We start from the raw sequence: 23,405 nt of genomic DNA, 5'->3' as shown, positions 1-23,405 counted from the left end.
TAATCATTAAGTTACTTTGACCATATTAACTATTTATAACTTGCTGACTTAAAATTCGCCCTGTTACTAAGTGCTAGAAATCAAGTAAAATCAATACGATTAATCTCAGCGATGTAACAAGCTAGAAAGAATACAACACAAGGATTCGCTAACTATGTATGCATTAACGAACTGTAAGGTCTTCACTGGTTCTGATGTTCTCACCAATCATGCAGTGCTTATTGATGGAGAAGACATCCATTCTATCGTTCATGATTCAGAACTGTCTTCGTCAATTGAACGTGTGGATTTGAATGGCGCTAACCTAAGCCCAGGTTTTATTGATCTGCAGCTTAACGGTTGTGGCGGTGTGATGTTTAACGACGAAATCACCGCAGATACAATTCACACCATGCATAGAGCTAACCTAAAGTCGGGTTGTACCAGCTTTCTGCCAACTCTGATTACATCGTCAGATGAGAATATGCGTCAGGCGCTATCGGCAGCTCGTGAGTACCACGACCAATATAAGAACCACTCTCTAGGTCTGCATCTAGAAGGTCCATATTTGAACGTTGCGAAAAAAGGCATCCACAGCCCAGATTTCATTCGTCAGTCTGACGACGCAATGATTGACCTTATCTGCGAAAACCGCGATCTCGTTGCCAAGGTAACACTGGCCCCTGAGCAAAATGCGCCAGAGCACATCGAAAAACTTCACAATGCAGGTATCGTGGTTTCTATTGGTCACACCAATGCGACATACGAACAAGCTCGCCAGGGCTTTGAGTCAGGCATCACCTTTGCGACACACTTGTTTAATGCGATGACTCCAATGACAGGCCGTGAACCTGGCGTCGTTGGCGCGATTTATGACACTCCAGATGTCTACGCCGGTATTATCGCTGACGGTTTTCACGTCGACTATGCGAATATTCGTATCGCGCATAAAGTGAAGGGCGAAAAGCTCGTATTAGTGACGGACGCCACAGCTCCGGCGGGTGCTGACATGGAATACTTTATTTTTGTCGGTAAGAAAGTATATTACAAGGATGGTAAGTGTGTGGATGAAAATGGCACCTTGGGTGGCAGCGCACTGACCATGATAGAAGCGGTTCAAAATACAGTAGAACACGCTGGTATCGCTTTGGACGAAGCTCTACGTATGGCTACGCTCTACCCTGCGAAAGCGATGGGTATCGAAGGCAAACTCGGTCGTATCAAAAAAGGCATGGTTGCTAACCTGACTGTGTTCGACAGAGACTTCAATGTTCAAGGCACGGTTGTTAACGGACAATACGAGCAAAATTAAGCATGAATGGCGGACAAATAGGTAACGTAGATTTAGTAAAACAACTCAATAGCGCAGCGGTTTACCGTTTGATAGACCAGCAAGGTCCTATCTCGCGCATTCAAGTTGCAGACGTCAGCCAACTGGCTCCTGCAAGTGTTACCAAAATTACCCGCCAATTGCTCGAACGCGGCCTTATTAAAGAGGTCGCTCAGCAAGCTTCAACCGGTGGCCGACGTGCGATATCGTTGACCACTGCTGTCGAACCCTTCCACTCCGTTGCAGTCCGCTTAGGCCGTGATTACATCTCTTTCTCACTTTATGACTTGGGTGGTAAAGAACTCGCTTTTGCCCATAAAGAGCTTTACTACACCAATCAAAACGAGCTGAGTGAAGGCTTAATCACTGAAATCCGTGAGTTCCTTAAACAACACAGCCCGAAGATCGATCAGCTTATTGCTATTGGCGTTACCCTGCCAGGTTTGGTCAACCCAACTACGGGCGTTGTAGAATACATGCCAAACACCGATATCGACAAACTCGAGCTTGCAGATCTTGTGAAGCAGCAGTTTAAGGTAGAGTGTTTCGTTGGCAATGACGTTCGTGGCCTAGCACTCGCTGAACACTATTTTGGTGCCAGCCGTGATTGCCAAGATTCAATTCTAGTTAGCGTTCACCGAGGCACTGGTGCCGGCATTATTGTCAACGGTCAGGTTTTCTTAGGGCACAACCGTAACGTTGGTGAGATTGGTCATATCCAAATCGATCCACTTGGCGAGCAGTGTCAATGTGGCAACTTTGGTTGTCTAGAGACCGTAGCGGCTAACCCAGCCATCGTTAAGCGAGTTCGCACCCTCATCGAACAAGGCTATGAGTCAACGCTGGCACTCAAAGAGCACATCACTATAGAAGATGTCTGCTCTCACGCACTCAATGGTGACGAACTGGCGAAACAGAGCTTAGTTCGCGTGGGTAATCAATTAGGTAAAGCGATTGCGATTACTATTAACCTATTCAACCCACAAAAAGTCATCATCGCTGGCGATATTACCATGGCGAAAGACATCCTTTTCCCTGCAATCCGCCGCAATGTCGAGAATCAATCGCTAACCACCTTCCATAGCGATCTACCCATTGTTGCCTCAGAGATAGACAAGCAGCCAACCATGGGTGCTTTCGCGATGATCAAGAGAGCAATGCTCAACGGCGTTTTGTTACAAAAACTACTTGAAGATTGAACAAGTGTAATGAAATTCCGCAGCACCTAAGCGGTAATTTCGAGTAGAATAGACGACCACACGCATGTGTGGTCTTTTTTTTTGTGGAAAACTAATAGAATAATATGGAACTGATTCTAATCACCGTCGCCTTTATTGCAGGCTTTCTCGCTCTCAAATGCCAATTGCCCCCTTTAGTCGGCTTTTTGCTCGCAGGCTTCTTGCTGCATAACTTTGGCTTTGAATCAACGTCGACCATCACCACCCTGGCAGACCTTGGGGTCACCTTGCTGCTATTTACCATCGGTCTTAAGCTCGACGTTAAAACACTGCTGTCCAAGGAAATCTGGGCCGGCGCGACCGTCCACAATCTACTTTCTACCCTACTCTTTGCCTTACTACTTCTGGGACTAAAATTCCTTGGCGTGACCAGTTTGGCAACGCTAGGCATCGATCAACTGATATTGCTTGGCTTTGCTCTCTCTTTCTCCAGTACTGTTTTTGCGGTGAAGACACTACAAGAAAAAGGGGAAATGAATGCCACCTACGGCACACTGGCGATCGGTATCCTGGTTATGCAGGATATCTTTGCGGTTATCTTCTTGACCGCATCGACAGGTAAGTTCCCTGAATGGTACGCCATCGCCCTCTTTGGTTTACCGCTATTGCGTCCAATTATGTTCAAGCTGCTCGACAAAGCGGGTCACGGGGAAATGCTAGTATTGAGTGGTATTTTCTTTGCTTTGGTCATGGGTGCCGGTCTATTTGAGCTAGTAGGCATGAAACCAGATCTTGGTGCACTTATACTTGGTATGCTGCTCGCTTCTCATCGCAAGGCGTCTGAGCTGTCTAAGTCACTCTTTAACCTCAAAGAGCTGTTCCTTGTCTGCTTCTTCCTGAATATAGGGTTAGCAGACGAGCCGACGATGCAAGGCTTTATCCTTGGCGTGTTGCTGCTTCTATTGCTACCGCTTAAAGGTATTCTTTACTTCGTGGTGATCAACGCGTTTAAATTCCGCGTCCGCACTTGCCTATTAACCACACTCACCCTATTCAACTTTAGTGAATTTGGATTGATTGTTGGCGGCCTTGCCTACAAGCTTGGCTGGATCTCAGGCGATATTTTGGTGGCATTAGCGATATCGGTATCGCTGTCATTTATTATTTCTGCCCCGCTCAACCGCGTGGGTCACAGTATCTATTTACGCTCAGCAAAATGGCTCAAGGAGCAAGCAGCAGAGAAAATTAATACACGAGATCAGTTTATCAACCCAGGAGAAGCACAGGTACTGATCCTAGGGATGGGAAGAATCGGTAGCGGAGCATACGATGAACTTTATGAACGCTATGGAAAGGTAAGCTTGGGAGTAGAAGTTCGCGAAGAGGCCGCCGCCGATCACCAAGCTAAAGGTCGAAATGTTATCGCTGGTGATGCGACTGACCCTGATTTTTGGGAACGCATCCTTGATACCGCCCATGTAAAGCTGGTTCTTCTGGCAATGCCACACCACCAAGGTAACCAAACGGCGCTAGAGCTACTTCAGAAAAAACAGTTCAAGGGACAAGTCGCAGCTATTGCTGCTTATCCAGATCAATTGGCGGAACTTGAAGAAATGGGTGTCAATGCTGCATTTAACATCTACAGCGAGGCAGGTAGTGGTTTTGCTCGCCATGTATGTGACCAACTGCAGCCGAATCTAAAGTAAGCCAAATTTATCAATTCAACAGCCGCTAAATAGCGGCTGTTTTGCTTTTAGCGACCAAAAAAGCACCCAAACATTGATTTCATTCATCAAAAATGGATTTTATTTAAATAATTTCTAATTAACATCGCCTTTTATTCTATTTTTCATTGTTCACGGTTGCTTTTTTTTGTGCAGATGGCAAATTGAACTCAACAGCGTTAAATTTCATCAAAAAGGAAGTTGTATGTGTTCAGTATTTGGCATTTTAGACATTAAAAGTGATGCAGCCGCTCTACGCCCAATCGCGTTAGAAATGTCTAAAAAGCTTCGCCACCGTGGTCCTGATTGGTCAGGTATCTATGCTTCAGATAAAGCAATTCTTGCGCATGAGCGCCTAGCTATCGTTGGTCTTAATAGTGGTGCGCAGCCACTTTACAGCCAAGATAAAAAACACATCCTTGCAGTAAATGGTGAAATCTATAACCACAAAGAAATTCGTGCTCGCTACGAAGGTAAATACGAGTTCCAAACGGATTCTGACTGTGAAGTTATTCTAGCGCTCTATGAAGATATGGGTGCAGATCTGCTTGAAGAGCTAAACGGTATCTTCGCATTCGTACTGTACGATGAAGAAAAAGATGAGTACCTAGTGGGCCGTGACCATATCGGTATCATCCCACTTTACCAAGGCTATGACGAGCATGGTAACTACTACGTTGCTTCAGAAATGAAAGCACTGGTACCAGTTTGTAAAACCATTAGTGAGTTCCCTCCTGGTTGTTATTACGGTTCTAAAGATGCAGAACCTCAGCGTTACTACATCCGTGACTGGAACGAATATGCAGCAGTTCAAGGTAACACCACCAGCAAAGAAGAGCTGACGGAAGCCCTTGAAGCGGCGGTTAAGCGCCAGCTTATGACTGACGTACCTTATGGTGTGTTGTTATCTGGCGGCCTAGATTCTTCTATCACCTCAGCGGTTGCAAAACGCTTTGCGGCAATGCGTATTGAAGACGATGAGCAGTCTGCAGCATGGTGGCCACAGCTTCACTCATTCGCAGTGGGTCTTGAGGGTGCTCCAGATCTTAAAGCAGCTCGTGAAGTTGCCGATCAAATCGGTACCGTTCACCATGAGATGACCTACACAATCCAAGAAGGTTTGGATGCGATTCGTGATGTTATCTATCATATTGAAACCTATGACGTCACCACCATCCGCGCCTCAACACCAATGTTCTTAATGGGTCGTAAGATCAAAGCGATGGGCATTAAGATGGTGCTATCTGGCGAAGGTGCTGACGAGATCTTTGGCGGCTACCTTTACTTCCACAAAGCGCCAAACGCGAAAGAGTTCCACGAAGAGACTGTGCGTAAACTACTCGCACTGAACATGTTTGACTGTGCTCGTGCCAACAAGTCGCTTGCAGCTTGGGGGGTAGAAGGTCGCGTTCCATTCCTAGATAAAGAATTTATCGACGTGGCTATGCGCCTGAACCCAGAAGATAAGATGTGTGGTAACGGTAAGATGGAAAAACACATTCTTCGTGAGTGTTTTGAGCATTACCTACCAGAATCAATCGCATGGCGTCAAAAAGAGCAATTCTCTGATGGCGTTGGCTACAGCTGGATTGACACGCTAAAAGAAGTGGCTGAAGCTAAGATCACTGATCAACAAATGGAAACCGCGGCATTCCGCTTCCCATACAACACACCAACAACGAAAGAAGGTTATGCATACCGTGAAATCTTTGAAGAGTTGTTCCCGCTAGAGTCAGCAGCGAAGTGTGTACCGGGTGGTCCATCTGTCGCTTGTTCTTCAGCGAAAGCAATTGAATGGGATGAGTCATTCCAAAACTGTGTTGACCCATCGGGCCGTGCAGTTCAAGCTGTTCACAACGACGCTTACTAAGATACAAAAAAACCAGCTTCGGCTGGTTTTTTTACGTCTATTGTATAGGTCTAGCCTGGATGTCCATCCGCCCTTGGTGTCACGAGCATTTTGCCAAAGTGATACACATACATAGCAAACGCAAACGCCCATAGACCGGCGCTAATATCCACCATGGTAAACATGTGTTGAGGCCAAAGCGGGACTCCGACACTGCGCACGACCGCTGCCAAGATGATAGCGCCAAACGCCAGTGTCATGTTTGGACCTTCGTAGATTGCTCTTCCAGTATGACCCATAGTGACGCGACTTATCATAGCAAGCACAAGACCACCTAAGGCCCCTACCGCAAACAAATGAAGCATCGCGTGAGCCGCGAAAGCGTCAGTGAGAATACCACGGTATAACAAGCTCAATGGCAAGCATAAGTAGGTTAGCATTAACGACCATACCAAAGGCTCAGATAAGGTTAACCAAGGTTTCCAGCGGATCCAACGAGCCAATTGCAACGCCCCAGCAATCAACATTAAAGGTTTCCCTAGAGTGGCTAGCGACAGCGGGAAGAAGCTCAGCACAAACAGCATCATCAACGGCAAGGTCGATAGCCATTCGAGCCATACAATGGGCTGTGGCTTTTCATACTGAAAACGACGGGCAGCAAAGAACGGAATAACTCGCCCTCCCATCACTGACAACAAGATAGTAAACCACCACAACATCGCTTGCCATACCGCGCTGGAGCTAAATGGAGGCATGCCTTTGATCGTTGCATAGCTCGCGAAGTTCGCAAAAATCGCCAATAAAAAAAGAGGAACAAAGAACAGATTGCGCCACCCTTTTGAGCGATACACACGAAAGCCAACCTCATAGGCGGCCAAAGCAATGAACAGAGATTCAATACTTGAGGTTAACCACAAAGGCACAGGCGTCCAAAACAAGATACGAGTGGCAACCCATAGCCCCACCAAAATTAACAAACGATAATGCTTAGTTCCATTAATACCCGTCCAAGTTTGCACTGCAGTAAGTACAAACCCCACCACTATTGCCATCGCGAAACCAAAAATCATTTCGTGTGCGTGCCACCACAACGCCGGCACCTTGAGTGCATCAGGTTGACCGGTTTGGAACATAATGACCCAAGCCACAACTGCAAAAATAGCGTAAACGCTACCGAGTAAGAAAAATGGACGAAAGCCCAACCTAAGCCAAGCAGGAATCGCTTCTTCGGCTTTTTTATCGACGATATTTAACATCTCAACTCGCTATCTAATCTCTAACCAAGAACCTATTGCATGAAGCATGCCACACTTTAAATCACTATTTATCAGATATATAGAATAAATAAGTGTCTTTTTGACTCACCAAGACTTAGAGTCATAAGGACACGAAATAGTCATTAAGTAATAAGTTACTTTGGGACAAAATGAAAGAATCACGCAATAGGTTCTTCTTATCAGGGCTCTATTTTTTATAACAACGCTCGTTGATAGAACAAAATGTCAAACTCTCTCGAGGAGATGAGTATTGTATTGTGTTTGCGCCAATAGAGAGTAAACTTTCCGACCCTTTAATCAAAACCCTATTAATACTAGGTGAAAACGAATGTCTAACAGTGTTTCATCGCTCAACAAGCGAATGAACATCGTCGCGCTGACGTGGCCCATTTTTATCGAAGTCTTACTGCGCACCGCTCTCAATACTACCGATGTGTTTATGCTCAGTGGCTATTCTGATCAAGCGGTTTCCGCGGTCGGTGTGATCACCCAGATCAGCTTTTTTCTTATCGTCGTGTCCATGATGGTCAGCAGTGGCACAGGCATTCTCATCGCTCAATACAATGGCGCATCGAAATTTTCTGAATCCGCACAAACGGGGGTCGCGAGCATTCTATTGGCTCTTGGTTTAGGTGCTATTTTGAGCCTATCGCTGCTTGTGGGTGCTGAGCATTTTATTGCGCTGTTTGGATTAGAAGAACAAGTTGCAGCCTATGGTTACGACTATCTCATCATCAGCGGCTCAATGACCTTCAACGTCACTCTTGGTATCGTACTGACCACTATATTGAGAAGCCATGGCTTTTCGCGCTCTCCTATGGTCATTAACTTAATTGCGGGCGTTATTAATATATTCGGTAACTATGTCGCGCTCTATCAGCCATTTGGCTTACCTGTATTCGGTGTCAGTGGCGTAGCAACGGCAACCGTAGTGAGCCAAGTGATCGGCACACTATTAATGATATTAGCAGTACGTGGAAAACGCATTGACCTGCCATTCGAGACCTGGCGAGCTATCCCAAGCACACTCTACAAAAAGATCATGAAGATCGGCATGATGAATGCCGGAGAGATCCTGTCCTATAACATGGCGCAGATGACGATTGTCTACTTTGTCGTGCAGATGGGCACCGCATCATTGGCGGCATTTACCTATGCTCAGAACATCACGCGCGTTTCTTTTGCCTTTGCACTTGCTCTAGGTCAGGCAGGGCAGATTCAAACGAGCTACTTTATCGGTAAAGGCTGGGCTGATGACATACTGGGTCGCATCCAGAAATACTACCTAGTGGGTCTTGCGGCATCGACAGGCATAGTGATTACGCTGTTCTTGTTCCGATATCCACTTATCGATCTGTTCACCCAAGACCCGGAAATCGTCACACTTGTCGCGATGCTCATTGGTGGTTCTATTTTTGTTGAGTCAGGTCGAGTCTCTAATCTCATTTTCATCGCCGCTCTGAAAGGTGCTGGCGATATCAAGTTCCCTGTAAAAATGGGGATCTTGAGTATGTGGGGCATTGCTGTTGTCTTCGCCTACTTGCTTGGTCTGCATTGGGGCTTTGGTATCTTGGGCGCCTGGATAGCCATAGGTATGGATGAGTGGCTGCGCGGATTGGTTATGATTCATCGTTGGCGATCCAAAGTGTGGACTCGCTTTGCCCTGACTTAACCTCCACAGTCACCTTCAAGAAGCCATCGAGCACATCACTCAAACGATGTGCTCGAACTACAAACTGCTCTCCCTAATTGACGTCAACACCGCTTCATAAAGGGCCTCTTTGAGCCACTTAGCTTTTGCACTCAACTGTGATTGCTTTCTCCAAATCAATGCGATGTCGAAGTCGGCAACAGGTACTGGCGGAGCAACGGCAGTAAGGTGTGGCTGCATAAGGCTAATCTGCGCCATTTTTTCAGGAACAATGGCAAACATTGCACGCCCACTTACCAAGCGTCCGATGGTGAGGAAATTGCGAGACACTGCGGTTACCGAGCGAGTCAGTCCTACGGCATCCAAGTGTTTGTCTACATTGCTGGTAAAGGCTCCCTCAGGACTGACCAAACAGTGCGGCAGAGAGACGAAGGTTTCGATATCAACATGCTCAATGGGCACCTGAGATTGGTCATAGATACAAACGTGTTTTTCTGTATATAACGTTTGTCCATCGAACTGCTCATCCAATTCAGTAATGCTGCCGATGATCATATCTAGACTTTCTTGCTCACTGATCGACTTATAATTATTGCGATTCACGTTGACGAAGCTAACCTTTGAATGAGGGGCATCGGTTAGGATGGCATCGTAAATCACCGGACCAAAAATAAACTCAGCGTAGTCGGTCAGACCTATCTTACAGACGCCTCGATACTCATTGGGATCAAATACCGTCTTTGGCAAGACCTTATGTTGAACCAAGCTAAGGATCTGCTCTACGGTTGGAAAGAGCTCACTCGCACGCTCTGTCGGCACCATTTGGTGCGACTTTCTTTCAAACAGCTTATCGCCACACAGTTCTCTAAGTTTAGCGAGACTATGGCTCATTGCAGACTGACTAACGAAACAGTTCTGCGCGGCGACAGAGACACTGCGGGTCTGATATAGGTGATAGAACACAATCAACAAGTTGAGATCTATCCGCTTCCAATCTAATTTTCCTCGTCCCATTTCATTCATAGTAGGTATCAAAACTATCGATTTGAATCATTATATGTCACGACTTAGTATCAGCGCTAATCGAAAATGTTATCGCTACGCAGGTATTACTTTGTCTACAAGCAACTCAGATTCGCTCACTCGCGAACCCACTCAGCAGCAATCCTTGTTTGCCATCTTTAAGATCTTTTTTGCCCTTGGCTGGGTAAGCTTCGGTGGACCTGCTGCACACATTGGTTACTTTAGAAATACCTTTGTTGAAAAGCTCAAATGGCTCAGTGATAACGACTACGCACAAATCGTTGCCCTCAGCCAGTTCTTACCAGGACCAGGCTCAAGTCAAGTGGGCTTTGCTGTGGGTTATCAGCGCGCCGGTCTTGGCGGCGGCATCATGGCCTTTCTTGGCTTTACACTGCCCTCAGTTATTCTCATGTTGGCACTGGCAGTATTGAGCAGCCAATTAACCGAGTCGAGCGTATTCCAAAACATCGTCCATGGCTTGAAGCTACTTGCTGTACTGGTCGTGGCTGACGCGGCTTGGGGAATGTATAAAAACTTCTGCAAGTCTACGCTTACCGTGTCTTTGTGCATCGGGACAGCCATTGCACTGTTGGTCTTCCAGGGTATTGCCACGCAAATCATCGTGCTAATTATCGCAGCTCTTGTAGGTACTCGCTATCTAGCGACTGGCAACAATGATTCCCCTGCAGGCTCACTTTCTTTCTCGGTAATGCCATTAGTTAGCTTTTTTGCTTTGCTTGTTGCTCTGCCGCTACTTGGACACTTTTCGCCGTCACTGCAACTGTTCGCGGACTTCTACCAGGCAGGTAGCTTAGTGTTTGGTGGTGGTCATGTGGTTCTACCGTTACTTCAAAATATTGTTGGTGACCAATTAACTCAAGATGCATTCCTGACAGGCTACGCGGCGGCGCAAGCGGTTCCAGGGCCGATGTTTACCTTCGCCACCTATATTGGTTATGAGCTTATGCCAACGGCACCTATTGTGGGCGCCATCATCGCCACTCTTGGCGTTTTCGTTCCAGGCTTTCTATTGCTGGTAGGCGTTCTTAAGAATTGGCAACAGCTCGCAAGCATTCCAGCGGTTTCAGGGGCTCTCATGGGGGTCAACGCTGCGGTGGTTGGTCTACTACTCTCTGCCCTGTACCAACCCGTTTTCGTCAGCGCTGTGGTCTCTTCGCTTGACTTAGCCTGGGTTCTATTGGGCGCCTTACTGATGAAACAGTTTAAACTGCCTATTGTGTGGATGGTCATCTATTTTGCGTGTGCTGGCCTGATTGCTCCGAGCCTAGCAAATTTAATCTAAATCAAGTATCGCTCTGATTTTGAGCGATATTTCTCGCAACTTTTCTAGCTGATTCATACACTAATTATGAGGGGCAAATGCCCCTTATCGACCGTCAACTGCATCAAAAGGGTTAACGATATAAGCAAAAGCGTGTATTTATAGAATCACCTTCCGACACGGTTCGCACACGAACCTCTTGCTCCTGCGGCTGTATCTATGAGAGCAACTGTAACCGCAACCAGATTCGCGTGCCATGTTTGTAGGTGAGAGTAAGGAGGCGAGTTATGGACAAATCTACACCCCGCAATCGGCATCTCAACACCGCCAAAGCCGACTCAATCAATCAAGCTATTGAGCAGACGCACCTCGCTATTCACGAGCAAATACCTGAAGTCGTCAGAATGGCCTTTGCATCCTATGACAGTACTCACGGTCAGCTTCGAACCTTTGCGCACAGTACGTTACAAGGCACTCCCTTGCTTCATTATAGCGCGCCTATCTCTGCTCAGTCTCGCTTAGGTAAGATGGTCACTCGCCAACTAACTCGTGTGGTCAATGATATCCCTACCGAAATTGCCAATGACTCGCAGCATTCTAAATGGTTACTTGAACAGGGCTATGAAGCCTCATTCACTCGACCTGTGTTTGATAACGGTGAGTTTATAGGCCTGCTGTTTTTCGATGCTGATCGCAAAGGGTTCTTCGACTCATCAACCACCAGCGAGCTCATCAAAGATTCTGATAATCTCGTACGTCAGATTTGTGAACAGCGCCAGTGCGTCAACGCTATGTCCGATTTAGGCTTCTCTCTTCGCCGCACCAACTTCGAGCATCAGAACGAGAGCCTTGATCACGCCTATCGTGTTGGTCAGTACACGCGCCTAATTGGTGAGAAAGTAGCAGAGCTTTATCAACTGAACGATGAAACTATCGAGCATATGGTTCAGTTTGCTGAGCTGCATGATGTTGGTAAATACTCGAATCTTGGTAGTAAGCAGCAAAGCCTTTGGCTGGAGGATTGGGGGGATCATTTGAAACTCACCGCACAGATCCAGCAAGGTCTCAATCTGATTAACGCTTTAGCTCGGCAGATTCACGAAGAGCAACAAACCTGTGTTCAACTGCTAAGAGAGATCATTCAGTATCATCATGAGTATCTCGATGGCAGTGGTGCACCTCGCGGCCTCAGTCATGCACATATTCCTGTATCAGCGCGAATTGTTACCGTTGCTAACATTTTTGATGCCCTGACAAGTCACCGCTCCTACAGCGAATCTTGGTCACTGACCCATGCGCTTCTAGAGCTAGAGAAAATGGTTACCCTCGGCAAGATCGACGGAAACTGTGTTCAAGCCCTACGTGCGCAGCAAGACGCTGTAAAGCTTGTGATGCAGTCAAACTTTCTACCGAGACATTAACCGTTAACAAATAAACGGCCTTCTACTCGTTGTGAATGCGCCCCGAAAAATTGAGTTTTTACTCGACTTATGTGCTCGGGGCCGCATTTATGCGCCAATCGCTTCTTGCAGTCCATTCTCAGTATGTCTAGTATTGTAGTGTTAACAATCAATTAACATAAATACAACTATAAAATTTATCGTTCTACACGTAAACGGAGTTCAAGAATGATACTGCCTAACGAAACGACTACTTCTAGCTGTACTCTACCACCGCCTAACGAAATGATCCTAAAGTGGGCGCATGAGAAACCTAACGAGGTTTACCTAAAACAAATCATTAACCGACAATTTGTTGAATTCACGTATGCCGAGGTTGCTGATAAAGCACTACGATTAGTTTCGGCACTTCGTGGGCTTGGCATTCAGCCTGGTGATAAAGTCGCGCTAATCTCGAAAAACTGTGCCGAGTGGTTTATTTGCGATCTTGCGATGATGCTCGGTGACTATGTCAGTGTGCCAATCTTCCCTACAGCAGGTCCTGATACCATTGAATATTGTCTCACTCACAGTGAGAGTAAGGTACTTATTGCAGGAAAATTGGATGACGCAGCGGCCACCAGTGAGGTGATGGGAAATCTTAGCGATTTGGTTACTATCTCTCTACCTTATGACTCGGCGCCAGAGTGCCAACACAGCTTTACTCAGCTGGTCGCCGACAATGAGCCAAGTGAAGAGCGTCCTGTTCACTACGATGATAAGCTGATGTCACTGGTTTATACCTCAGGTACGTCAGGTCTACCCAAAGGTGCGATGCTGACCTATGGCGCTTTTTCTTGGTCGGTACAAAGACTGATTGATCATATCGGTATTGAAGCCAATGACCGCTTGTTCTCTTACTTGCCACTCGCACACATTACCGAGCGAGTCTATATTTTTGGCTCTTCAGTGCAGGGTGGCGTACCCACTGCTTTCCCAGAATCACTGGATACCTTTATTGAAGACGTGAAGATGCAGCGCCCAACGCTGTTTATCTCTGTACCTCGTCTGTGGAACTTGTTCCAACAACGAATTCAAGACAAACTACCGCAGAAAAAACTCAATATCCTGTTGAAGATACCTTTCGTCAACACACTAATTAAGAAGAAACTCGCTGACGGTCTAGGCCTTGATCAGGCTCGTGTTTTAGGTTGTGGCTCAGCCCCTGTCTCACCTGCTCTTCTCGAGTGGTACCACAGCGTCGGCTTGAATATTACCGAAGCTTGGGGGATGACGGAATCCTTCGCCTACAGTACCCTCAACCATCCTTTCCGCGGGGATAAAATCGGTTCGGTGGGTAATGCAGGCCCGGGTATTGAGCTCAAGATTGCCGATGACTCAGAGATCATGGTTCGCAGTAAAGGCTTGTTCTCTGGGTACTACAAAAACGATATCGCAACACAAGAATCATTTGATAGTGACGGCTGGCTGCATACCGGTGATATTGGTGTGATCGATAGTGAAGGCTACCTAACTATCCAAGGTCGTAAAAAAGACACCTTTAAAACCGCCAAAGGTAAGTTTGTTGCGCCCGTTCCTATTGAGAAAAAGCTCGCTGAATACAGCCGCGTTGAGATGATGTGTTTGATTGGTTTAGGCCTGCCTGCGCCGATCTTACTGGTCGTCCCTCACGACTTCCCGAACTTCGACCGCGAGCGTTATGCTCGTACCGCGGAACGAGTCGTCAAACGCATGAATCAAGAGCTGGAATCTCACGAACACATCAAAGGCGTTCTTATGGTTAAAGAGCCGTGGAGCATTGAAAACGGTTTGCTAACCCCTACCCTTAAAATTAAACGCCACCTTCTGGAGCAGAAGTACCACGAAGTCGGTCAGAACTGGCCAAAAGGTCAGCTGGTGGTATGGGAAGAGTAATCACTCTTTATCGCAGAATAGGCGACCTTAGGGTCGCCTATTTTATTTCCAGAAAGGCCTACGGGACTCTTGCTTCGCTTCATAGGGAGTGATTCCGATATCATCAAGTAACCGTTCTGACATCTCTGCAAGCGCTTTTCGAGTTCTGTAATTTCGATACCAAACGCCAAGTACAGTTAAGATATTCTTTCTCAGTTGAAATCCACCGTTTCCTTGCTCTGCACATTCTAGCGTCGTAATTGTTCTGTCCATTTGTTTTCCCTCCGTCTTTTCGTATAATTTTTGTGCACACAGAGAAAACTGACAAACGATCTATCTTGCCATTGAGTTAAGGAAAACTTAAGTGAAAGATAAACTCCCTCCACTTCAAGGGCTGTATTATTTCTATCAAGCCGCCAAGCTTGGCAGCTTTAAGGATGCTGCTTCAACGCTTTATGTCTCAGCAGCAGCAATCAGCCAGCAGATACGTCAGCTAGAAGAGCAACTTGGTTGTGAGCTGTTTTATCGACAGCATAGAAAAGTCATGCTCACAGCCGAAGGACATTCGCTTTTTAAGGAGTTAAATCAGGGCTTTGAACATATTCTTCGCGGCGTTCAGAGCATCCATAACGACGCAGAGCCCAATCGACTCTCTATCTCTACCCTTCCCTCGTTTGCTCAACATTGGTTGGTACCCAGAATTCAGAGCTTTCGTGAACAGTATCCAGAGCTTAGCCTGCTACTTGAACCCAATAATAAACTGGTGACATTTCAAGATGACTCGGTGGATATCTGTATTCGCTATGGTAAGGGGCAATACCCTGATGTCGAGAGCCGACTTTTGATGGAGGACATTATTTATCCCGTTTGTCACCCTCTATATCAGCAGCAACACAACATCCACACGATTCATGATCTGCATAAAGCAGATTTAATTGAAGATACCTGGCCGGATATGGACTGGAGCTTATGGCTTAATCATGTGGGTGCGCCAATAGGCACGCGAACGCTTCAATATAATGGGGCGCACTTTGTTGTCGAAGGAGCATTGTCTGTGCAGGGGGTTGGATTGATTAAGCACAGCCTCGCTTACAGGTACATCAAAGAAGGGACACTGGTTCGTATCGGTGATTTCGCGCTAAAACCTAGATTCGCCTACTACGTGTGTGCACCGGCAAACCACTTCAATCGGCCTAAAATTCAAACCTTCTTATCTTGGCTTAACCAAGAAGTGGATGAGTTTAAGCGCTGTGATATGTCGCACCTCTCAGTTATCGAAACCGACTACGTTCTAAGGCCAAACTCACTGTAGAACCTTAAAATTAGGCGATAAAAAACCCGCCGAAAGGCGGGTTTTTACTATCTGAAGTCAAAGACCAATTACTTGTTGTCTTCTTTCGCTTTAGCGATAACTTCTTCAGCAACGTTTGCTGGACATGCTGCGTAGTGTTCGAACTCCATAGAGAACTGACCACGACCTGAAGTGATAGTACGTAGGTGACCGATGTAGCCAAACATTTCTGATAGAGGAACGTTAGCTTTAATACGAACACCAGTAGTACCAGCTTGCTGGTCTTTGATCATACCACGACGACGGTTAAGGTCACCGATTACATCACCCACGTGATCTTCTGGAGTGAACACGTCAACGTGCATGATTGGCTCAAGAAGCTGTGCACCAGCTTTTGGCATAGACTGACGGAATGCACCTTTCGCTGCGATTTCGTAAGCGATTGCCGAAGAGTCAACTGCGTGGAATGAACCGTCGAATAGCTCAACTTCAACGTCTAGCGTTGGGAAGCCAGCTAGAACACCGTTGTCCATCATAGCTTCGAAGCCTTTCTCAACTGCTGGCCAGAATTCCTTAGGAACGTTACCACCAACAACTGAAGAAGAGAACGTGAAGCCAGAGTTTGGCTCACCTGGTTTGATACGGTAGTCGATTTTCGCGAACTGACCAGAACCACCAGACTGCTTCTTGTGCGTGTAGCTATCTTCAACTGCTTGAGTGATAGTTTCACGGTAAGCTACCTGTGGAGCACCTACTTCTAGCTCAACGCCGTACGTACGCTTAAGGATGTCTACCTTGATGTCTAGGTGAAGTTCACCCATACCTTTCAGGATAGTTTCACCTGAATCTTCATCAGTCTCAACTTGGAAAGATGGATCTTCTGCAACCATCTTACCGATAGCGATACCCATCTTCTCTGTAGAACCTTTGTCCTTCGGAGAAACAGCGATAGAGATTACTGGTTCTGGGAAGATCATAGCTTCTAGAGTACATTCGTGCTTAGGATCACATAGAGTGTGACCAGTTTGAACGTTCTTCATACCTACTACAGCGATGATGTCACCAGCTTGTGCTTCAGTAAGTTCGTTACGCTCGTCAGCCTGCATCTCACACATACGACCGATACGCTCAGTCTTACCAGTTGCAGAGTTAAGGATAGTGTCACCCTTCTTCATGCGGCCTGAGTAGATACGGATGAACGTTAGTGCACCGAAACGGTCGTCCATGATTTTGAACGCAAGTGCTTTTAGTGGCGCGTCAGCGTCAACTGTAGCAACTTCACCAGTTGGCTCACCAGTTTCTGGATCTGTTAGAGGCTGAGGATCAACTTCAGTTGGAGCTGGTAGGTAATCTACAACAGCGTCAAGAACTAGTTGAACACCCTTGTTCTTAAATGCAGAACCACAGAATGTTGGGAAGAACGCTAGGTCACGAGTACCTTTACGGATACAACGCTTAAGGTCTTCGATAGAAGGCTCTTCACCTTCCATGTACGCTTCCATTAGGTCGTCGTCTTGCTCTACAGCAGTCTCAACTAGCTCTTCACGGTAAGCTTCTAGATCGTCAACCATGTCAGCTGGAACGTCTTGGATTTCGTAGTTTTCTGGAAGACCAGAATCATCCCAAACGTAAGCTTTACGGTTTAGTACGTCTACAACACCAACGAAATCGTCTTCACGACCGATAGGCAGAGTCATTACTAGTGGGTTAGCGCCAAGAACGTTCTTAACTTGGTCAACAACGTTGAAGAAGTCTGCACCCATACGGTCTAGTTTGTTAACGAAGATCAGACGAGATACTTCTGATTCGTTCGCGTAACGCCAGTTTGTTTCTGACTGAGGCTCAACACCACCAGAACCACAGAATACACCGATACCGCCGTCTAGTACTTTAAGTGAACGATATACTTCAACTGTGAAGTCAACGTGTCCCGGAGTATCGATAACGTTTAGGCGGTGGCCGTTCCACTCACAAGTTACCGCAGCAGACTGGATTGTGATACCACGCTCAGCTTCCTGCTCCATGAAGTCAGTTGTAGACTCACCGTCGTGTACTTCACCAGTTTTGTGGATTTTACCAGTAAGCTTAAGGATACGCTCAGTGGTGGTAGTTTTACCCGCATCAACGTGCGCGAAAATACCAATGTTTCTGTACTTTGATAAATCTGCCATTGTCTTACTCTGTTTATAAGGTATAAATTGCGCGCAGAGTATATCACAATCTGTAAAGACCGATACCTCTGCGTGCATGTGTATTAAAAAAAAGTTATCCGAACCCGACTCGATCACACGCCACCTTGGGAGAAATGGTCTCTCAAGGCTTATATCATCAAGCTTCAACGGATTTGGGTGTTGTTACCAGATCGCAGTTAATTTTAGCTGCTCTTGGTGATTTTTCGATGTCATTTCGCAAAATCGTACTTTTGTTGGCGGTATTCTACCTGAAATTGAGCAAAAGCCACCATTAAAGTTCATCAAATGCTGAAATCGCTTCTGAAAGCTTCTTCACTCCGTGGATTTGCATGCCTTCAATACCGCCTTTCGGCATATTGGCCGCCGGAACAATCGCTTTTTTAAAGCCGTGTTTAAACGCTTCCATTAATCGCTCTTGGCCACTCGGTACTGGGCGAATCTCGCCAGCAAGTCCCACCTCACCAAACACAACCACATCTTTCGGTAGCGGACGGTCGCGAAAGCTTGAAAGCAATGCCATAACCAAAGCAAGGTCCGCACTGGTTTCGGTAACTTTGACGCCACCCACGACGTTGACAAATACATCTTGGTCCGCCATCTGCAAACCGCCATGTTTATGGAGCACAGCCAATAGAAGCGACAGACGGTTTTGCTCAAGACCTACCGCGACGCGGCGCGGGTTCGCCAGTTGGCTATAGTCAACCAGTGCCTGGATCTCAACGAGGAGCGGACGAGTCCCCTCCCACACCACCATGACTGAACTGCCCGATGTTTCTTCTTCGCCACGAGAGAGGAAAATCGCAGATGGATTACTGACTTCTTTTAACCCCTGCCCCGTCATCGCAAATACGCCAAGCTCATTTACCGCGCCGAAGCGGTTCTTATGACTTCGAAGTGTTCTAAAGCGGCTATCTGTACCACCATCAAGTAGTACTGAGCAGTCGATGATGTGTTCCAGCACCTTTGGACCTGCCAAGGTACCATCTTTAGTCACATGACCAACGATGAATATCGCTACATTGTTTTGCTTAGCATAACGAGTTAGTGCCGTCGCTGATTCGCGTACCTGCGCCACACTGCCTGGTGATGACTGGACATCAGCAACATGCATTACCTGAATAGAGTCGATAACCATCAGCTTTGGCTGCTCTTTTTCAGCGATTTGGCAAATACGATCAACGTTGGTTTCAGAAAGCATCTTGAGATGCTCTTTCGGCAACCCTAAGCGAGAAGCGCGCATGGCGACTTGCTGCAGAGATTCTTCACCAGTGACGTATAAAGTAGGCATCTGAGAGGACAACCAACACATAGCTTGCAGCAGCAATGTTGATTTACCTGCACCAGGGTTACCGCCGATGAGGATGGCCGCGCCAGGTACAACGCCGCCCCCTAACACTCGGTCCAGTTCTTTGAAGCCACTGGTAAATCGCGGCACTTCTTGCAGATCAATCTCAGAGAGGGTTTGGATTGTCGACTCCGTCGCTCCACCAGCATAGCCCGTCAGTCTCTCGTTGCGAGCCACTTGAGGTGATGCAGCCAGACGGACTTCACTGATCGTGTTCCAACTGCCACATGCGTTGCATTGACCTTGCCAACGGGGAAAATCTGCTCCGCAATCATTACAAACGTAAGCTCTTTTCGCTTTTGCCATAATTTGAACTAACCTACTTACTCTAGCGTTACAATGCACTGAGTTGCATTTATTTATTGACTAATCTATTAGTTTCGGTGTGTAACCAATGAAAAGTATTGTCAATATATGACAATACCCTAAGAATAAAGTGAGACAATACCTTATCTTTCCTATACATACCGTTAAGGTTTTCGGCATGGCTGCCGATATAATAAGGCATTACGCTGTACTTATTCTGATGAAACTCATCATCAAAGGGACACTTTAACAAAACTCATGCAGCAAACAGAAATACTTTCCATTGCCGAACGTTTGATTTCAGCTTACCACGCTGAGGACTTCGACCAAGTTCTCAACCAAGTCACCGAAGGCGAATCTGCGTCTACTAAGTTACTGGTGAAGATGGAGCTCAATCGTCTTATGGCGCCCTGCTATAAACGTATTGACCTTCGTGGACGCGTCTCTACCAACTGTCACGAGTACCAATTAGATGGTCTTGCACACTGGCTGGACGATCGCGCATTTAACTCCTATCACAAGCTCACTCGCAAATACGGTGGTTACACCGAGGGAGTATGGGAGCTACTTGTTGACAAGAAAACCTTGAGCAACTTGGGTGATGAGCAACGCAATGCCAACAGCGGAGATTTAACCGACCCGCAAAGTCCTTATGCTGCCACCCCAATAAACCTAGGCTATGACCTCAAGCGCAAGGAATGCCGCTTAAAGGTCGAGTCGCAGGTATCTATTACGCTCGAGAACGGTGAAACCGTTATTGGTCTGAGCGTCGACCTCTCTAGCTCTGGAGCTAAGTTTAAAGTACCTGGCACCTTTGATTACGATTTAGGGCAAGTTATTTCTGTTACATTCGACGAGCTAGCGGAAACCAGTCAACTAAAAGAAATCACCAAACCTATTGAGTACCGAGTGCTTGGTGTTGATGGTCTGCATGGCATCTCTCCGGTGAAGTATCTACGCACACTTAGGTTAACGCGCACCAACGCCGTAGAGCTTGTCGTCGACAAGATGCTCAACACTGAATCCAAAAAGGTTCGCCATGATAACCAAGATCGTATTACTCGTGCGCGGACTCGTGGTTTTGAGCATACCTACCTAAAACACGCGTGTAACCTACCACTATTCTTCAGTGGCAACGATCTGAAAGTCGCGTTGCTCACAGAAAATAACCAAGATATCTGGCGTTATTGGCACGACGAGCGTAACCAGCAATCGCTGGCCTCGTTATTCTCTAACCAGCGAATGGACCTGTTAGTCAAAGCTGGGATAAAAGGATGCAGTAACGTTCTCTATACCTTTACCCACGAACACAATGGAATGAAGCTGTTCTATTCCATGATGATGCCCGAGGCGGATCGCCAAGAGCGTCAATTGTTCTGGCATGTTGGCGGCAGAAGAGCGAGTTGGCGTGCATTTAGGCTATCGGTATTTGAGCTATCAACCGATGATATGTTGACCATATCAAAACACTACAGTGAGCTTGTTGGGCACGACGAGAAGTTGACGCATTTTGGCATACTGCAAGAAATCAGTGACGACAAATCCGCCAGCGACTATCTATTTACTGAAAAGCCAAGACTGCCAGCCAGTACTCTCAATCAGTTCCGACACCCGAGAAATGTCAAAACGCAGCCTAGAGGGCTGTACTTTGATGCCAAATCTCGTCGAAGAGAGCCGAGATATCAGTTCTCTTCACCACTTGTTGTCAGCGCGGGAGAGAATGTTCGAATTCAAGGACAGACCGTCGATTTATCTAAGCACGGCGCGAGCATCAAGCTAGCAGAGCCTTTGGCTATTCCTTCTGGTTCAATCATTAGTGTCGACTATTTGGAGCTCAAACGTTACAACGACCGAATTCCATTGAACCAGGTACCGTACGAAGTCGTTCGCATGTCCGCAGACAGAAAAACGGTGCACCTCTCTATTGTTGAATCTGGAAAGACGGTCAAAACAATCGCCTTCTTTAGAGGCATTATAGAGAACAACCAAGACAAGTTAGTCGCTCAGCAAGAAATCTTACCAAGTAGCTCATTGCTTGAGGCACTGCACAACGTGTTACTAGGAAAAATGGTCTCTACTCCCGTTTATGTCGATAAACGCGGTACCTCAGTCAAATGCCGCTCAGTGGGTGTCAATTTTCCACTACCCGGCTACTTGCAGTTCTTTGAACGCATTGGGCACGACCAAAAACTGGCGCTTGAACCCATCTTTAAAGGCAGAAGTAATTCGTTATTGGCTGAGCCCCTCAAACGAAAACCAGGTGCCAAGCCTATTGCCTGTGAGCTCTATATTGGCGTCCTTAAACTCGGCGATAGAATCCAATCGATTCACACTAAGGTTCGCGATGATTTCGAGTCTACCCAGCAGCGCATTAAGTTCATTAAAGATGCCCTTAGCATGGGTGAGCTGTACATTCTGAGAGTCTCTTCCGGACCTGTTTATGACGCGTTGACTACGCTCATGAAAAAAGACATCAACGAGCTGCTGTCGTTGAGCTTAAGCCATGCACGCAACCTAGAAAACGAAATGACCTCTATCATTGGATATTGCGAGCTCGTGGACATTACAGAAGAAGTGTTGATACGACTTGAGATGAATCATTAGCCAAGCCATATAAAAAGCCCTCGCAGGTTAACCAGCGAGGGCTTTTTTTCTTGGATTCACTGGTTATCAATTACCAACCAATTTTCTTTTGTCTTGCAAGCAGACCTGACAGGATACAAACGATACCACCCAATCCAGCATGTCGAATCGCGACTTGAGCCTGCGCCTCAACTTTAGGTTTTGCATGATACGCAATGCCAAGACCCGCAGCCTTCATCATCACTAGGTCGTTCGCACCATCACCCACAGCGATCGTGTTATGCGGCTCCACGTCGTACTCTTCAGCAAGCTCAAGCAGAATGTCCGCTTTGGTTTGCGCCGAAACCACCTCTCCAACAACCTCTCCCAATAGCTTGCCATCTTTGATTGCCAATGTGTTGGATTGTGCAAAATCTAGGTCGAGCATCTCTTTTAAGTGATCAGAGAAGTAGGTAAAGCCGCCTGACGCAATCGCGGTTTTCCAGCCGTAGCTTTGCAGTGTTTTAATCATCTCGCGAAGCTCTGGCATCAAAGGCAAAGATTCACGCACTTCACTTAAAATAGATTCGTCAGCATCTTTTAATGCAGCAACACGTTGGCGAAGGCTTTGCTCAAAATCGAGTTCACCCTGCATCGCTCGCTCAGTGACCTCTGACACTTGCTCACCAACTCCAGCAAGCTTAGCAATCTCATCAATACACTCTATCTGAATCGCGGTTGAGTCCATATCGAGCACAATAACACCTGGCTTGTTAAGATCAGGAACATCGCAAAGCCTTGCATAATCAACGTTCAGTTCATCAAGAATACGAATATGGTCTGGGGTAAGGTTACCTTCCATCAACGCGACCTCGTATTGACCAACCTGCCAGATATCTAGGATTCGAGTGGTCTCGCCAACATAGAAGTCCAAATCATTGAACAATTCGGTGTATAAAGTGGGTGCGTAGACAATCCAGGTAGCAGCGCGCTTCTCTAACGAGTGAGAGAGTAATGTCTCCGGAAACCTTTGTTTTAGTGGGATACGCTTACTAATCGCAAGCGGTTTGATAGCATCCATGGCTAATCCTTCCTTCAAATGAGCTCCCGAAACGTTACCCTA

General features: G+C 46.6%; 16 protein-coding genes. 10 read left to right on the top strand and 6 right to left on the bottom strand.

The window, feature by feature from the left end; all coding sequences use genetic code 11:
• Positions 1-154 precede the first annotated feature (154 nt).
• The 4 genes from nagA (at position 155) to asnB (ending at position 6,081) form a co-directional block, all read left to right on the top strand.
• Positions 155-1,291, top strand: coding sequence for an N-acetylglucosamine-6-phosphate deacetylase (gene nagA, locus LY387_RS03090; RefSeq protein WP_234495281.1), 1,137 nt, complete (start codon positions 155-157; stop codon positions 1,289-1,291).
• Between the two features lie 2 nt (positions 1,292-1,293).
• Complete coding sequence (gene nagC, locus LY387_RS03085) at positions 1,294-2,508, top strand: DNA-binding transcriptional regulator NagC (RefSeq protein ID WP_234495280.1); 1,215 nt, start codon at positions 1,294-1,296, stop codon at positions 2,506-2,508.
• Between the two features lie 104 nt (positions 2,509-2,612).
• Positions 2,613-4,193 carry a cation:proton antiporter family protein gene (locus LY387_RS03080; RefSeq protein ID WP_234495279.1) on the top strand — a complete coding sequence of 527 codons (1,581 nt, stop codon included), beginning with the start codon at positions 2,613-2,615 and terminating at the stop codon, positions 4,191-4,193.
• A 223-nt stretch (positions 4,194-4,416) separates the two neighbouring features.
• On the top strand, positions 4,417-6,081 hold the full coding sequence (gene asnB, locus LY387_RS03075) for an asparagine synthase B (RefSeq protein WP_234495278.1): 1,665 nt from the start codon (positions 4,417-4,419) through the stop codon (positions 6,079-6,081).
• 50 nt (positions 6,082-6,131) lie between these two features.
• Here the strand turns inward: asnB and LY387_RS03070 are convergent, their stop codons facing one another.
• On the bottom strand, positions 6,132-7,316 hold the full coding sequence (locus tag LY387_RS03070) for an NnrS family protein (RefSeq protein WP_234495277.1): 1,185 nt from the start codon (positions 7,314-7,316) through the stop codon (positions 6,132-6,134).
• A 349-nt stretch (positions 7,317-7,665) separates the two neighbouring features.
• Between LY387_RS03070 and LY387_RS03065 the strand changes: the two genes are divergently transcribed.
• Entirely contained in the window at positions 7,666-9,009 is a 1,344-nt protein-coding gene (locus tag LY387_RS03065; RefSeq protein WP_234495276.1) for an MATE family efflux transporter, read from the top strand.
• A gap of 57 nt (positions 9,010-9,066) precedes the next feature.
• On the opposite strand, the gene LY387_RS03060 is transcribed toward LY387_RS03065, so the two are convergent.
• Entirely contained in the window at positions 9,067-10,011 is a 945-nt protein-coding gene (locus LY387_RS03060) for a LysR family transcriptional regulator (RefSeq protein ID WP_419153421.1), read from the bottom strand.
• A gap of 145 nt (positions 10,012-10,156) precedes the next feature.
• Between LY387_RS03060 and chrA the strand changes: the two genes are divergently transcribed.
• From chrA to LY387_RS03045, 3 genes are all read left to right on the top strand, one after another.
• A complete protein-coding gene (chrA, locus tag LY387_RS03055; protein ID WP_234496043.1) occupies positions 10,157-11,314 on the top strand; it encodes a chromate efflux transporter in 1,158 nt (385 codons plus the stop codon).
• Positions 11,315-11,580: 266 nt separating this feature from the next.
• Positions 11,581-12,714: an HD-GYP domain-containing protein gene (locus LY387_RS03050; RefSeq protein WP_234495274.1), complete on the top strand. Its 1,134-nt coding sequence runs from the start codon at positions 11,581-11,583 to the stop codon at positions 12,712-12,714.
• A gap of 207 nt (positions 12,715-12,921) precedes the next feature.
• A complete protein-coding gene (locus LY387_RS03045; protein WP_042473641.1) occupies positions 12,922-14,607 on the top strand; it encodes an AMP-binding protein in 1,686 nt (561 codons plus the stop codon).
• A gap of 42 nt (positions 14,608-14,649) precedes the next feature.
• Here LY387_RS03045 and LY387_RS03040 read toward each other — a convergent pair whose 3' ends face one another.
• Positions 14,650-14,859 carry a DUF1127 domain-containing protein gene (locus LY387_RS03040; RefSeq protein WP_234495273.1) on the bottom strand — a complete coding sequence of 70 codons (210 nt, stop codon included), beginning with the start codon at positions 14,857-14,859 and terminating at the stop codon, positions 14,650-14,652.
• Positions 14,860-14,950: 91 nt separating this feature from the next.
• Between LY387_RS03040 and LY387_RS03035 the strand changes: the two genes are divergently transcribed.
• Positions 14,951-15,898, top strand: coding sequence for a LysR substrate-binding domain-containing protein (locus LY387_RS03035; protein WP_234495272.1), 948 nt, complete (start codon positions 14,951-14,953; stop codon positions 15,896-15,898).
• Positions 15,899-15,966: 68 nt separating this feature from the next.
• Here LY387_RS03035 and fusA read toward each other — a convergent pair whose 3' ends face one another.
• Together fusA and radA are read right to left on the bottom strand one after the other, a co-directional pair.
• Positions 15,967-18,048, bottom strand: a complete 2,082-nt coding sequence (gene fusA, locus LY387_RS03030; protein WP_234495271.1) for an elongation factor G — start codon at positions 18,046-18,048, stop codon at positions 15,967-15,969.
• Positions 18,049-18,340: 292 nt separating this feature from the next.
• Positions 18,341-19,720, bottom strand: a complete 1,380-nt coding sequence (radA, locus tag LY387_RS03025; protein WP_042473633.1) for a DNA repair protein RadA — start codon at positions 19,718-19,720, stop codon at positions 18,341-18,343.
• A gap of 258 nt (positions 19,721-19,978) precedes the next feature.
• Here radA and LY387_RS03020 point away from each other — a divergent pair, with 258 nt between their 5' ends.
• Positions 19,979-22,324 carry a PilZ domain-containing protein gene (locus LY387_RS03020; protein ID WP_234495270.1) on the top strand — a complete coding sequence of 782 codons (2,346 nt, stop codon included), beginning with the start codon at positions 19,979-19,981 and terminating at the stop codon, positions 22,322-22,324.
• Positions 22,325-22,394: 70 nt separating this feature from the next.
• On the opposite strand, the gene serB is transcribed toward LY387_RS03020, so the two are convergent.
• Positions 22,395-23,363 (bottom strand): phosphoserine phosphatase, encoded by a 969-nt coding sequence (serB, locus tag LY387_RS03015; protein ID WP_234495269.1) that lies wholly within the window; start codon positions 23,361-23,363, stop codon positions 22,395-22,397.
• Positions 23,364-23,405 lie beyond the last annotated feature (42 nt).

The organism is Vibrio maritimus, from assembly GCF_021441885.1.
In the GTDB taxonomy this organism is placed as follows: Bacteria; Pseudomonadota; Gammaproteobacteria; order Enterobacterales; family Vibrionaceae; genus Vibrio; species Vibrio maritimus_B.
The sequence above is the reverse complement of the archived record's forward strand: the minus strand, read 5'-3'. Positions and strand labels throughout refer to the sequence as shown.

Bases quoted from the DNA above. Each gene is read 5' to 3' on its own strand.
- nagA (WP_234495281.1), top strand. From the start codon at position 155: ATGTATGCATTAACGAACTGTAAGGTCTTCACTGGTTCTGATGTTCTC.
- nagC (WP_234495280.1), top strand. From the start codon at position 1,294: ATGAATGGCGGACAAATAGGTAACGTAGATTTAGTAAAACAACTCAAT.
- LY387_RS03080 (WP_234495279.1), top strand. From the start codon at position 2,613: ATGGAACTGATTCTAATCACCGTCGCCTTTATTGCAGGCTTTCTCGCT.
- asnB (WP_234495278.1), top strand. From the start codon at position 4,417: ATGTGTTCAGTATTTGGCATTTTAGACATTAAAAGTGATGCAGCCGCT.
- LY387_RS03070 (WP_234495277.1), bottom strand. From the start codon at position 7,316: ATGTTAAATATCGTCGATAAAAAAGCCGAAGAAGCGATTCCTGCTTGG.
- LY387_RS03065 (WP_234495276.1), top strand. From the start codon at position 7,666: ATGTCTAACAGTGTTTCATCGCTCAACAAGCGAATGAACATCGTCGCG.
- LY387_RS03060 (WP_419153421.1), bottom strand. From the start codon at position 10,011: ATGAATGAAATGGGACGAGGAAAATTAGATTGGAAGCGGATAGATCTC.
- LY387_RS03050 (WP_234495274.1), top strand. From the start codon at position 11,581: ATGGACAAATCTACACCCCGCAATCGGCATCTCAACACCGCCAAAGCC.
- LY387_RS03045 (WP_042473641.1), top strand. From the start codon at position 12,922: ATGATACTGCCTAACGAAACGACTACTTCTAGCTGTACTCTACCACCG.
- LY387_RS03040 (WP_234495273.1), bottom strand. From the start codon at position 14,859: ATGGACAGAACAATTACGACGCTAGAATGTGCAGAGCAAGGAAACGGT.
- fusA (WP_234495271.1), bottom strand. From the start codon at position 18,048: ATGGCAGATTTATCAAAGTACAGAAACATTGGTATTTTCGCGCACGTT.
- radA (WP_042473633.1), bottom strand. From the start codon at position 19,720: ATGGCAAAAGCGAAAAGAGCTTACGTTTGTAATGATTGCGGAGCAGAT.
- LY387_RS03020 (WP_234495270.1), top strand. From the start codon at position 19,979: ATGCAGCAAACAGAAATACTTTCCATTGCCGAACGTTTGATTTCAGCT.
- serB (WP_234495269.1), bottom strand. From the start codon at position 23,363: ATGGATGCTATCAAACCGCTTGCGATTAGTAAGCGTATCCCACTAAAA.